11 protein-coding genes are annotated in these 13184 nt (G+C 65.8%); 1 reads left to right on the forward strand and 10 read right to left on the reverse strand.

The window, feature by feature from the left end; translation table 11 throughout:
- Window positions 1-3 precede the first annotated feature (3 nt).
- The 10 genes from HHL13_RS12795 to HHL13_RS12840 form a co-directional block, all read right to left on the reverse strand.
- A complete protein-coding gene (locus tag HHL13_RS12795) occupies window positions 4-786 on the reverse strand; it encodes a DUF1295 domain-containing protein (RefSeq protein WP_169556029.1) in 783 nt (260 codons plus the stop codon).
- Window positions 783-2564 (reverse strand): AMP-binding protein, encoded by a 1782-nt coding sequence (locus HHL13_RS12800; RefSeq protein WP_169556030.1) that lies wholly within the window; start codon window positions 2562-2564, stop codon window positions 783-785. Before HHL13_RS12800 ends, HHL13_RS12795 begins: the two co-directional genes overlap by 4 nt.
- On the reverse strand, window positions 2561-3790 hold the full coding sequence (locus HHL13_RS12805) for an acetyl-CoA acetyltransferase (protein ID WP_169556031.1): 1230 nt from the start codon (window positions 3788-3790) through the stop codon (window positions 2561-2563). Before HHL13_RS12805 ends, HHL13_RS12800 begins: the two co-directional genes overlap by 4 nt.
- A 25-nt stretch (window positions 3791-3815) precedes the next feature.
- Window positions 3816-4520 carry a VOC family protein gene (locus HHL13_RS12810; RefSeq protein WP_169556032.1) on the reverse strand — a complete coding sequence of 235 codons (705 nt, stop codon included), beginning with the start codon at window positions 4518-4520 and terminating at the stop codon, window positions 3816-3818.
- Window positions 4521-4531: 11 nt separating this feature from the next.
- Window positions 4532-5335: a VOC family protein gene (locus HHL13_RS12815; RefSeq protein ID WP_169556033.1), complete on the reverse strand. Its 804-nt coding sequence runs from the start codon at window positions 5333-5335 to the stop codon at window positions 4532-4534.
- Between the two features lie 14 nt (window positions 5336-5349).
- Window positions 5350-7605, reverse strand: a complete 2256-nt coding sequence (locus tag HHL13_RS12820; protein ID WP_169556034.1) for a TonB-dependent receptor — start codon at window positions 7603-7605, stop codon at window positions 5350-5352.
- A 189-nt stretch (window positions 7606-7794) separates the two neighbouring features.
- A complete protein-coding gene (locus HHL13_RS12825) occupies window positions 7795-8136 on the reverse strand; it encodes a hypothetical protein (protein ID WP_169556035.1) in 342 nt (113 codons plus the stop codon).
- 11 nt (window positions 8137-8147) lie between these two features.
- Entirely contained in the window at window positions 8148-9557 is a 1410-nt protein-coding gene (locus HHL13_RS12830; RefSeq protein ID WP_169556036.1) for an MBOAT family protein, read from the reverse strand.
- 1 nt (window position 9558) lies between these two features.
- On the reverse strand, window positions 9559-10773 hold the full coding sequence (locus HHL13_RS12835) for a GDSL-type esterase/lipase family protein (RefSeq protein WP_346775551.1): 1215 nt from the start codon (window positions 10771-10773) through the stop codon (window positions 9559-9561).
- Complete coding sequence (locus HHL13_RS12840; protein ID WP_240953703.1) at window positions 10770-11540, reverse strand: DUF459 domain-containing protein; 771 nt, start codon at window positions 11538-11540, stop codon at window positions 10770-10772. The genes HHL13_RS12835 and HHL13_RS12840 overlap by 4 nt, the downstream gene beginning before the upstream one ends.
- Window positions 11541-12124: 584 nt before the next feature.
- Here HHL13_RS12840 and HHL13_RS12845 point away from each other — a divergent pair.
- Window positions 12125-13087, forward strand: a complete 963-nt coding sequence (locus HHL13_RS12845) for a bile acid:sodium symporter family protein (protein WP_169556038.1) — start codon at window positions 12125-12127, stop codon at window positions 13085-13087.
- The last annotated feature ends 97 nt before the right edge of the window (window positions 13088-13184 follow it).

A 13184-nucleotide genomic window follows, 5' to 3' on the forward strand; every position in this document is an offset into this window, starting at 1 on the left:
ACCCTACCCCTTCGGCACCCACGGCACGAACCCCGAGGTCCGCCGCACATAATCCGCATAGCCCGGCCGCGTCTTGTGCATCCGCCCCTCGACGGTCGGCGCGCCGCTCCATTTCATCAGCGTCCAGGTCAGCAGCAGCGGCCCGGGCAGCGCCCAAAGGCCCGTCGGCGTCTCCGCCGCGATCAGATACAGCCCCCACCACGTACAGGCATCGCCGAAATAATTGGGGTGCCGCGTGTAGCGCCACAGGCCCGACTGCATCACTTGCCCGGCATTTCCCGGATCGCGGCGGAACCGCACCAGCTGCGCATCGCCAACCGTCTCGAAAGCAATCCCGAACACCGCCAGCCCCGCGCCGATCCACGCCAGCAGCCCCAGCCCCGGCGCGGCATCCGCCTGCCCCAGTTGCACCGGCAGCGCGACGAGGAACAGCAGCGGCATCTGCGTCGCAAATACCAGCAGCAGCGACGCCTTCGCAAAGCCCCAGCCCCGCCGCGCCTCGGCCTTGCCCAGCATCGACACGTATCGCCGGTCGGTCCCATGCGTCCGCCAGCGCCACAACATGTATCCGCCCAGCCGCAGCCCCCATGCCGCGCACAGCCCGAGCAGCACAAGCTTGCGCTCGTGCAGTCCCTCGGTCTGCAAGAAGCTCGCACCCGCCAGCACCACCATCCCGAACGCCCACAGGCTGTCCACCGGCGTCACGTCGCGCAGCTTCAGACAGATCAGCCACGCCGCCAGAAAGAACCCGACCAGCACCAGCGCATTGATCGCCAGCCAGCTCAAACCGCGCGCACCCCGTCGCCCGGCTCGGCGGCATAGAGCCGCTCAAGATCGCCGGGCCGGTTATCGAGCACCGCGCGCCGGTTGATCGTGCCCTTGTCCGACATCTCGTTCGCGCCCGGATTGGGCGGCCGGTCGAACAACGCCACACGCTTCACCGTCGCCGATCCGCCGCGCTGCCCGGCATTGAACACGCGCAATTGCTCCGCCACCAGATCGAGCAGATCGTCCGGCGCATCGGGCTTGGCCCATGCCAGCACGCCCAGATAGTCGCGATTGTCGTCGCACAACACCAGTTCGGCGACATGCGGCGCCAGCGCCTTCAGCAGCGCCTCGCGCAACTGCCCGCCATAGACCCACGTCCCGTTGGAAAGCTTGAACTCCTCCGCCAGCCGCCCCGCGAACGCCAGCCCCGCTCCGGGCTGTGCATCGTCATGGAACACCGCCAGATCGCCGGTCCGGTAATAGCCTTCGTCATCGAACGCCTCGGCAGTCTTCGCCGGTTCGTCCAGATAGCCGCGCATCACATTCGGCCCGCGCAGGCGGACTTCGTAGCGGTCGTCATGCCGCACCAGCTTCACTTCCAGCCCCGGCGCGGGCAGGCCGATGCCCACCTTGTCGGTCGGGAAATGGATCGTCATGCAGCCCGAAACGCTCTCGGTCATGCCGTATCCGGTGGTCATGTGGATGCGGTGCCCGGTCTCCGCGACCGCCATTTGCTGCAACCGGTCATGCACATGCTGCGGCAGCCCCGCGCCGCCATAGAGCATCAGCCGCAGCTTCGAAAAATAGGTCGCGCGCAGCACCGGGTCCTGCTCCATCGCATCGACCAGCATCGCATAGCCCAGCGGCACGTTATTGACGTACGCGACGGGAATCTCGCGCATGTTGCGCAGGCTTTCCTCGAACAGCCCGGGCATCGGCTTGCCGCCATCGACATAGATGGTGCCGCCGTTGAGCAGCGTCGCACGCAACAGCCCCGCCCCCGCGGCATGGTGCCAGGGCAGCCAGTCGAGCATCATGTCGCCCCAGCCCGCCGCCCGCCCAATCGACATCAGCCCCTGCGCGCTGTTCGCCGCGAAATTGGCCAGCGAAATCTCCACCAGCTTGGGCAGCCCGGTCGATCCCGAGGTCAGCATGTAGGATGCCACCGCATCCGGATCGATCGCCTCGATCGACGCCGCCACCGCATCGGTCGGCGCGGTCGCCAGCACATCCTCCAGCGCCACCGCCTCGCGCGTGTAGAGCGACGGATCCGGCGCAAGGATCGTCACGTCCGGCCCGGCCACCGCCTCCACCGCCGCCGCCAGCGCCGGATGGGGATCGGCATAGACGATCACCGGATCGGTCTTCGCGAACACGTGCCGAAGCCGCAGCAACTCGCCGCCCGCGAGGCCATAAGCCGGCCCCACCGGGCACAGGATAACCCCCGCGCCCCACGCGGCCACGGTCAGCACCGCCGCCGCGCGGCCATTGCCGGCCATCAGGATCATCGTCCGTCCGCGCGGAACATTGTCGATCAGCCACTGCGTCGCCGCGTCGATCTCGCGCTTCAGCACGTCGTAGCGCAGATGGACCCATTCCCCATCGGCTCCGCGCCACGCGACCGCGCTCTTTTCCCCCATCGTCAGTGCCCGTGCGGCAATAGCGCGCGGCAGGTTCGCGTCGCCCACCTCCAGCGGCACGCGCGACTTCAGCCGGATCGTGCCGTCGCCATCGCGCTGCACGTCGAGGTCGACGGGCAGGAACTCGGCTTCGCGAAACGGCGCGGCGTCGCTCATGCCGCTTCGCTCGTCACGATCAGGCTGACCGTGGTGGTGGTCGATCCGCCGATGTTCAGCGTCTGCACGGTCTTCGCCCCCTCGACCTGATAGTCGCCCGCCTGACCGCTCACCTGCTTGTACGCGTCCAGCGCCATACGCACCCCGGTCGCGCCCACCGGATGCCCGAGGCCGATCAGCCCGCCCGATGGGTTGATCGGCAGCTTGCCGCCGATCTCGATATCGCCGGCTTCAACCGCCTTCCAGCTTTCGCCCGGCGCGGTCAGTCCCAGATGGTCGATCGCCATATATTCGGTCATCGCAAAGCAATCATGCGTCTCGACCGCATCGATCTGCGACAGATCGCTCACGCCGGCCCGCTCGCGCGCTTCGAGAATCGCCCGGCGCACCTGCGGAAAGACATAGTCCGCGCCTTCGCTCGCCGCGATCTTCTGCCGGTACGAAATCGGCGCGGAGCGATGCCCCCAGCCGCTGATCCGCGGCAGGCTCTCCAGCGCGATCCCCCGCTTCGCCGCATATTCGGCGGCACGCTTCGGCGAAGCGAGGAACACCACCGCCGCCCCGTCGGTCACCTGCCCGCAATCCATCTTGCGCGTGCGGCCCTCGATCACCGGGTTGAGCTCGTCATCCTGCGTGAAGGCGTTCTCGGGAAACTCCCATCCCCGCGACTGGGCGTTCGGATTGCGCTTCGCATTGCCGAAATTGACCTGCGAGATGCGCATCAGATGCTCGTACTTCACGCCGTAGCGCCGGTCATATTCCTCGGCCACGTCGGAAAGGGCGCGCGGCCACACGTAACGCGCATCGCCATATTCATGCCCGGCCCATGCCGCGGCACCCAGATGCTGCGCAGCAATCTGGCCGGGCACGTTGCGCATCAGCTCGAGGCCGATCACGCACGACAGATCGTACCGCCCCGCCTCGATCTCGGCCATCGCCGCCAGGATCGCCACGCTGCCCGAAGCGCATGCCGCTTCGTGCCGCGACGTCGGCAGCCCGTCGAATGCCGGATCGGCCAGCCCGAAAAACCCGCCCAGCAGACCCTGCCCCGCAAACAGGTCGCCGACGAAGTTCCCGACATGGCCGCTCTCGACCTCCGCCGGATCGAGCCGGGTCGCGGCGAGGCCCTGGTTCAGCGTCTCGGCAAAGCCGTCGGCGATTTCCATCCCATCGCGCGCCCAGTTGCGCGAGAAATCGCTCTGCCAGCCGCCAAGCACATAGACCATCGCCGCACTCCAACCTGCACCCGGCTCAGACCAGCCGGAACTCCATCCCGCCGATGCTGGCCTTGTTGCCGGCAGCCTTGCGGTCGATCGCCTTGAAGTCCAGCGCGGTCAGCCCGGTCTTCCCGCTCGCCCGGCGGAAGCGCACCGTCTTGTCGACGAAGGTCACGTCGCTGCCCTTCACCGGCGAGAGGAACAGCCGCCCGACCTGCGCCGCGATCTCGGCCGGCGGCGCCGCGTCGACCGAGACTTCGGCCGCGACGATCTCCGACGCGACTTCGCTCTTCTCGTATTTCCGCCCCACCGGATCGCCCCACCAGCCATTGGGCAGCGAATATTGATAGGTCTCGAAATGGGTGCCGAAGCGCTTGGGATCGAACTGGATCATATCCTGCCCGCGAAACTGCATGTCGCGGGTCAGGCGGAGCTTCTCCGCCGCCGAACGCTCGCGAAATGCCTCGGCATCGAAGGTCTGCAACACGATCATGTATCCGCCCTCGCCGCCATGTTCGGCGAACCAGCGATGCAGGCGATGGTCGGGCTTCACCGGCTGGACCAGCTCGAACATGGTCTGGCCGATCATCATCATCTCGTTCCGGAAGCCCAGGATCGCGCCCATATCGTGGCGATGCCCTTGCGGGATCTTCAGGAACGACTGGATCTGCGCCGACACTGCATCGATGTCCGGGCTGGCCAGCACATAATGGCGGATGACGTGAGGTTTCTCGCTCATGCTCATGCCCCTCAAACCATCCGGAACTTGACGCCGCAGATGCGCGCCCAGTCGCCCACCCGCGCCGGTTCGCGCGCCTTGAGGTCCAGCGCGGTCAGCCCGCGCCACTGGCCCTTGGACTCGACGAAGCTGACGGTGCGATCGGTGAAGTGGACGGTATTCCCGTCCTGCTTACCGAGGAACAGCCGCGCCGCCTGCGCCGCGATCGCTGAGGGATTCTCCACCGCCACTTCGCACCCGATAATGTCGGAAACCACGCGCGCATCCGAATACGGCCCGGTCAGCGGGTTGCCCCACCAATTCTCCTCGGGGGTATATTTGTAGAGCTCGAAATGCGTCCCGAAATGCTTGTAGTCGAACTGGATCATGTGCTGGCCCATGAACGGCATGTCGCGGGTCAGTTTCAGCTGTTCGGCCGCCGCCCGCGCCTTCAGCGCATCGGCGTCATAGGTCTGCATCACGACCATATAGCCGCCGTCGCCGCCCCGCTCCTCGAACCATTTGCCGAGGTGATGGTCGGGCTTCACCGGCTGCACGACTTCGATCATCGTCGTACCGACGCGCATCATCGTGCTGTAGAAACCGTATTTCTCGGTAACGCCCGGCCCTTCCTTCTTCGGCGTCGCGGGCAGGCCCAGCACTTCGTAGATCTGGTCGCACACGAAGTTCATGTCGTGCGTCGCCAGCACATAGTGCCGCACCCGGCTCGGGCGTTCGGCAACGGCGCCCAGCGCCGGACCGGCGGCGGCGACACCCGCCGCCGCCGTCGCCCCGAGTAACGTCCGCCGGGTCATCGCAAGATCCTTGTCCAGCATGTCAGCCTCTCCGCTCAGAACTTCACGCGCAGTTCGCCGCCCCAGGTCCGCGCCGGCCCGAAGAACGCCGAATAGGACCCGGTGAAGCCCGGCGAGTCATAGATACGCAGCGCATAGCTTTCGTCGAACGCATTCTCGACAAACCCGGACAGCTCGTACTTGCCCTCGGCGAAGGCCACGCCCGCACGGAAGTTCGCCACGCCGAACGCCTTTTGCCGCGTCGCGGGGTTCAGGTCGCCGCCATAGATCACCGCGTCGCGCCAGTTATATTCGCCGCGCACATAGACATTGGTGCCGCCGCCCAGCTCGAAATCCTGCTGGCCGCGCACATTATACTGCCATTTGGGATTGTTGCTCAGCGGCTTGCCCGACAGGTTCTGCCCGCCGACCGGGCACGTCGCAGTCGCGGTCTGCACGCTGGTGCATGGCGCGCCGACATATTCCTTGTAGATCGCATCGACATAAGCGAGCCCGCCCGAGAAGCTGGCGCCCTTCCACGGCACGACGGCGATGTCCGCCTCGAAGCCCTGACTGCGCAGCTTGCCCGCGTTGCGCAGAATCTGCGACGAGGTGACATTGTCGAACGACGACGCCTGATAGTTGCTGAAGTCGCTGTAGAATGCGGTGGCATTGAACACGAGCCGGTTGCGGAACCAGCTGGTGCGCGCACCCAGTTCGAACGACAGCACCGTCTCGGGCTTCAGCACCGCGCGCGCCGGGTTCACATAGAACAGATTGCCGGTGTTGTTGTCGATCGCCCGGCCTTTATAGCCGCGCGAGACCGACAGATAGAAGCTCTGACGCGGCGCCGGCGTGAAGCGGATGCCCGCGCGGCCGACCCAGTTGGTGTCGTCGGTCGCGATCGAACCCTGGAACGTCCCTGCCGGGAAAGCGAAGTAATTGCCGCTGCGATAGCTGTCGACCTTGAGGTCTTCATACAGCCCGCGCACCCCGGCGAAGAGCTGGAACATGCTGCCCAGATCCAGCGTGCCGTCGGCATAGAGCGCATAGTTGCTGGTCTTGGTCCGGCCGATACCGCGCGTCGAACTCTGGCCCAGGATGGTGCCCGCGCCACCGGCGGTCACCGTGTTGCCCTTGAGCACATGGCTGTAGAAATAGGCGCCCAGCACCCATTGGAACGCGCCGCGATCGGGCGAGACCAGCTGGAGTTCCTGACTCACCACCTGCAAGTCGCGCTGCTGGCGCGGATCGTTGCCGATGTTCACGTCAAGCCCGTCCACGTCGATCGTGTCGACTTCGTACCAGCTACGATAACCGGTGATCGAGCGCAGCGTCAGCCCGCTGCTGAACTCGTGGCTGACATTGGCGACCAGCTGGAGCGTCGTCGTCCGCTCGTTCAGCGGGCCATCGGCCAGCGAGATGCGGTTGTCCGGCCCCGGCGTCACGCCGTTCGCAGCGAGCCGCGGGATCAGATACAGCCGGGTCAGCGCACCATAGGCACGCGGGTCCAGCCCGTAGAACGAAGTGCGACAGCAGGCGTTGTTCTGCTCTTCATATTGCGCGGTCAGACGGAACGTGGTGCTGCCGCTCTCGAACTCGCCGGTCAGGCGGGTGCCCCAGCGCTTGCGCTTGTTCTCGTCGGTCTTGCGGACCGGGTTCCACACCTGCCCCTTGCCCTGATCGAGCACATAGCCGGCCACACGCACCTTCGCGCCATTGCCGATCCGGCCGCCAACCGCGCCTTCGAGGCGCACTTCCTGCAGCGTGTCGCCATAGCGTGCGTTGAAATAGCCCGAGAGTTCCTCGGTCGGCCCCCGGCTGACGATGTTCACCGCACCTGCCGACGAATTCTTGCCGAACAGCGTGCCCTGCGGCCCGCGCAGCACTTCGATCCGCTCGACGTCGAACAGGTCGACCAGCGCCGACCCGCCCGGACCGGTCACCATGCCGTCGACAATGGTCGAGACGCTCGGCTCGGTCGCCGAGCCGAAGGCCGCGCTGCCGACGCCGCGAATGCGCAGGCCCGCGCCGGAGGAAGATTGGGCAGGCGAAAAGGACAGCGACGGCGCGATGGCGTAAAGGTCCTCGACCCGCGACACGCCCGAACGCTCGAGCTGCTCGCCGCTCACCACGCTGATCGAGATCGGCACGTCGGCCAGGCCCTGGACGCGCTTCTGCGCGGTAACGACGATTTCATCGACGCCGGTGTAGCCCGTCTCGTCGGCTGCGGCGTCCTGCGCCTGCGCGGCAGTCCCATAGGCCATCAGGCACATTGCGAGCGCAACGCTCGCCATACGCGTTCCCAGCATCCAACCCTCCCGTGTTTTTCTTGTAGGTTCGGTTATACAAGTCACATTGGGCTTTGCAATACCGAACTACCATTTCGAGCATGCAAGAGAGCATCGTACAGCGCGAAGCTGCACGAAATGGAATGACATCAAACTCTTGGTGCGTTGCGAAATAATACCCAACTCAGGGAGATAGCACCGGATTGAATGCTATCGCCGGGCTTCCTCGACAACCGCAGGCTGCGGTGTCCAGCGTGCGCTTTCGACACGCTTCCACGCCTTGCGCATACGCGCATGCCCCGCCCCGAGACCCAGCGCGCGGGTCGTATCGTCCCATGCCTCGGCTACAGCGACGACGCGAATCGTCCCCGGCCCCGGCGGCAGCTCCTCGGCCCAGCCCCGGATCGACTGCGCGTTGAACAGCGCCAGCAGCGCGGCGGTCAGCGCCACCACGCTCGCGGTCCAGCGCAATGCCGCCGTGCCGCTTTCGTCGCCCGCATCCTCGGCCAGATCGGTCGGAAACTCATAACTGTCGCGCACGCGCTCGAACACGGATTTGCTCCTCAGAACCGGAAATAGATGAACGGGGCCACGCCCTCGTACCGCATCGAATCGACCACCAGCATCGTCACCGCGAGGCAGATGGCGAAGGCGGGCGCGGGGATGGCGCGCAACCGTTCGGCGGCGCGGCTCAGCATGTCCGCGCGCACCGCGTGCATCGCGAGGCCGAAGACGATCAGCGCGAGCATCAGCGGCGTCACGCTGGTCATCTCCCCGCCCGAAGGCGCAACGATCCCGCCCAGATAGGCCATCGCTTCGTCGAAGCTCGCCGCACGGAAGAAGATCCAGCCCAGCGTCACGACATGGAAGGTCAGCACGATCTTCGCCCAGCGCGGCAGCACCCATGCCTTGGTCAGGCTCGACCGCGCCCAGACCCGCTCGATGCACAGCGCCGCGCCATGCAGCCCGCCCCAGATCACGAAGGTCCACGCCGCGCCGTGCCACAGCCCGCCGAGCAGCATCGTGATCATCAGATTGCGATAGACCGCGAACCTGCCTCCGCGATTGCCACCCAGCGCGCCGATATACAGATAGTCGCGCAGCCAGCGGGACAGGCTGATATGCCAGCGCCGCCAGAATTCCTGCAGCGACGCCGATCGGTAAGGCTGGTCGAAATTGCGCGGGAAGCGATAGCCGAGCAGCGCCGCGATCCCTATCGCCATGTCCGAATAGGCGGAGAAGTCGCAATAGATCTGCACCGCATAGGCATAGGCGGCGAGGATCAGATCGGTCTGCGAATGCATCCACGGAGAGGCGAACACCGGATCGACGAACCTGGTCGACAGCTCCGACGCGATCACCGCTTTCTTGAACAGGCCCCACACGATCAGCAGCAGCCCCATCGACACCATGCCGCGATTGAGCTTGGGGGCTTGGCTGAACTGCGGCACCAGATCCGACGCGCGCACGATCGGTCCCGCGACGAGGTGCGGGAAGAACGCCATCAGCAGCAAAATGTCGAGCAGGCTCGCCGGCCGCGTGGTCCGCTTGAACACGTCGACCGCGTAGCTGATCCCCTGAAAGGTGAAGAAGGATACGCCCACCGGCAGGATCACCTGGATCAGCGCGGGATCGCCTTCGATCCCCACCAGCGAGAGCAGGCTCCCCGCCTGATCGGCGAGGAAGTCGAAATATTTGAAGAAGCCGAGCGTCGCGAGATTGACGACGATCGCCCCGGTCAGCAGCGCCTTGCGCCGCCGCGCATCGTCGCTCCGCGCGATCAGCGCCGCCGCGCCCCAGTTGATCACCGCCGATACGATCAGCAGCGGCACGAACCGCCAGTCCCACGCGCCGTAAAAGACCCAACTCGCCAGCAGCAGCACGATCTTGCGCCAGTCGTTCGACCAGGTGGACCAGCTCGCCGCGAACACGACGAGGAAGAACAGGCCGAAGGTCAGCGTGGGGAACAGCATCTTACGAACGCTTTTCGAACAGGGTTTCGGAGATGTCGGAGAGGAGCTGGACCGCGATGTCCTCGCCGCCGGTCGCGTTGAAATGAACATAGTCGCCGCGCATCCGCACCGGCGCTTGCGTCACCCAGCTCCGCGCCGAACAGATGCCGCCCATCCGCGCCTGCCAGTCCCACCACGCGACCGCCATCTCGCTCGCCACCTTGCGCTGGACGCGCCGCACCTGATCAAGTCCTGCGGGGGTGAACAGCCCGTCGCCGCACTCGACGGCACCCGGCCCGCGCAGCGCCGCGTTGCGGCTCAGCGCGTCGGGCGGCCCCAGCAACAGGATCGGCACGCCGGGCGCCAGCGTCCGCAGCCGCTCGATCTGCCCGCGCAGCACCGCTTCATAGGCCACGGCATCGATCCGCGGCCCGAACCCCTCGTTGGTGCCGAAGGCGAGCACGATCAGGTCGGGCGCATAGGCGCGCATCTCCTCGCGCAGCACCGCGTCGTCGGTCCGGGAGAAGTGCAGCAATTGCGATCCGACGATCCCCAGATTGGAAACCGCCACCCCGCCATTGTCGCGGAAGGTCGCCCAGCTGGTGATCGTCACCGGCCCGGCATCGGCGATCAGCTCGACCTGCATCTGCAGCGTATCGAAATGCAGCGTCGCGCAGCGCGGCTCGGCGATGTCGGAGGTCAGGTCGATCGCCTGCTCGCCCGCATCGGTGCGCACCGTCACCGATTTCGCGTACATGCCGGCAAAGGCGCACAGCACGACCCGGTCGAACGCCATTTCGGGCGTATCGGCCTTCAACGCCATGCGCTGCCCCGGCGCGGTCGATGTCAGCGCGAATCCCGACATGCCGATCAGCGGATTGATGAGCCGCGCGCCCTTGCCGAAGGTCGAATCGATCCGCCAGCCGGGCGACATGCTCACGCTCACCCCGCGCGTCTGATAGCCCGCATAGGGGCGCCCGGGCGGCAGCACCCCGCGCCCGCCGCCGCCGAACTGACCCTGAACCATGCCGCGCCACGCGCCGGTCACCGCATCGCCCGCGGTATGGCTGTCGCCGACCTGGAGGATATGCACCGGCGGTCTTCCCGGCTCGCTCGCCCCCGACATGCGATCGGCCCACGGCCCCAGCGTCTCGAAATTGCAGACCGGCCCGTCGCACGGCGCCGCCGGCGCGACGCCTGGCGTCAGCATCGCCAGCGCCAGCGCGATCGCCTTCACTTGCCCGTCCCCGCCGCGCGCGTGGCTTCGACATAGTTACGGATCCGCTCGCTCAGGCTTCGCGTGATCCACACATAGCCGGTCATCGACATATGGATGCCGTCGCCTTCGCGGATCAGCGTCCGCTTGCCGGTCTTCGGATCGGCGAGATAGGCCGAATATTGCCCCTTCCCGTCCGACGCGATGGGTCGCGTGTCGATGAAGGGCACTTCCAGCTTCGCCATCCGCGCCGCGTAGAAATCGTTGATCGCGCCGATGTCGCGGTCCAGCGCGCCATCGCGCATCCGCGGCAGCCCGACCCAATAGACCATCGCATTGTGCCGCCGCAGCATCGCGACATAGCGGTCCAGCCGCTCGCCGATCTGCGCCTGCCATTTGGGGCTCATCAGCGGCGCATATTCGCCCTTGTCGGTGATGATCCCCTGCGCATCGTTCGCGCCGAACGAGATCACCGCGATGTCGATCGGCTCGCCACCCAGCCGCTCGCTGGCGCGCGTCTCGAGATTGAGCCTCTTGTACCGCGTAAAGCCCGTCGCGACTTCGCTGTACTTCAGCACTTCATAGCCCTGTTTCGGCAATTGCCGCTGCAAGCCGGACCACACCCCGTCGCCATAGCTGTCGCCGAACACCGCGATCCGCACCGGGCGCCCCTGCGCCAGCGTCTTGCGCAATTGCTGCTGCGCCGGCGCCGCGCACTGCCGCGCGCCCGCGACTTCGGGCGCCGTCGCACTTCCCGCAGCTAAAACCGCGGGACAGCTGCGCGCCATTACTGCCGGCTCCGCAGAACCCGCATGACCAGCAAAGCTCAACCCTATCGCCGCCCCGGCGCATACGCCGAGGAGCAGGACCGCGGAGCGATCCAGCACAATGTCCGGAAGTTTCAAGTGGCACCCGTTTATTCGAGAGTGGCACTCATCTAGGACGAGTCTTTCGAACAGTCCATTATTTTTTCACGATATTACAAAGAATTATGGCGATAATTAACCGATCTAATCTTTATCGTTACTTAAACAAATCCGCACTTCCATGAGGCTATGATATGTTTCGCATCGATACTGCAGAATTATCCGCGAACAGCGACAGGCAAATCGCGGCGAGTATCCGATACCGATACTTTCGACGATGATTTCGGACCATATCCGTCCGATTCAATTGAATTTCCCGAAACCCACGCACACTCGCTTCTTGCACTCACTTGATCTCGCGATAATTCGAACGATTCATCGCAGATCATGCACGACGAACCGTTGCCTCAGGGCGACGAACCGTTTGCCGTCCGCTGTTTATGCTGCGCAGCGAATCGCGAGTCGTACCCTTGCCCCCGCTCGCCGCGTCGCCGAAAGCCTCCGGTATGATCCGCCGCGCACTTTCGCTGTTCGAACCCTTCATCCTCACGCTGATCGGCACCGTCGTCGTCGCGTCGCTGCTGCCGCCGCGCGGCGCCTTCGTCCCGCTATTCGACGCCGCCGCCGATGCCGGCATCGTCCTGCTCTTCTTCCTCCACGGCGCGAAGCTGTCGCGCGAAGCGATCGTCGCTGGGATGCGCAACTGGCGGCTGCACCTCGCCGTGTTCGCCGCCACCTATGTGATGTTCCCGCTGCTCGGCCTCGCCATCACCGCGCTGCCGCTGCTCGACGCCAGCATCATGGCCGGGCTGCTGTTCCTCACCCTTCTGCCCTCGACGGTCCAGTCCTCGATCGCCTTCACCGCGATGGCGCGCGGCAATGTCGCGGCGGCGGTGTGCAGCGCCTCCTTCTCCAACCTGATCGGCATCTTCCTCACGCCCGCGCTCGTCGCGCTGCTGATGTCGGGCAGCGGCGGCATGGCCGCGATCTCGCTCAGCTCGGTCGAGAAGATCATGCTCCAGCTGCTGCTGCCCTTCGTCGCGGGGCATTTGCTGCGCCCGCTGATCGGTAACTGGGTCGCCCGCCACAAGCAGCTGGTGACCTTCGTCGATCGCGGCTCGATCCTGCTCGTCGTCTATACCGCGTTCGGCGCAGCGGTGGTCGCGGGTCTGTGGAGCAAGGTTTCCGCCGCCGATCTCGCCTTGCTCACTTTGGTCTGCTGCGTCCTGCTCGCGATCGTCCTCGCCGTAACATGGGGCGCGGCAAAGGCGCTGCGCTTCCCGCGCGAGGATTCGGTGGTCCTGCTCTTCTGCGGCTCGAAGAAGAGCCTCGCCTCGGGCGTGCCGATCGCGGGCGTGCTCTTCGCTCCCGAACAGATCGGCATGATCATCCTGCCGGTGATGCTGTTCCACCAGATCCAGCTGATCGCCTGCGCGCTGATCGCACGCAGGCTCGAGCAACAGGCCTGAGCTGATCCACTGCGTGGATGCGGTACCGGCCCGCACCCCCACCCGACCGCCCAACGACAGCGTATTCTATGGGCGGTCGGGTGGGGGTGCGGGCCGG

It is taken from the genome of Sphingomonas sp. G-3-2-10, assembly GCF_012927115.1.
Taxonomy (GTDB): domain Bacteria; phylum Pseudomonadota; class Alphaproteobacteria; order Sphingomonadales; family Sphingomonadaceae; genus Sphingomonas.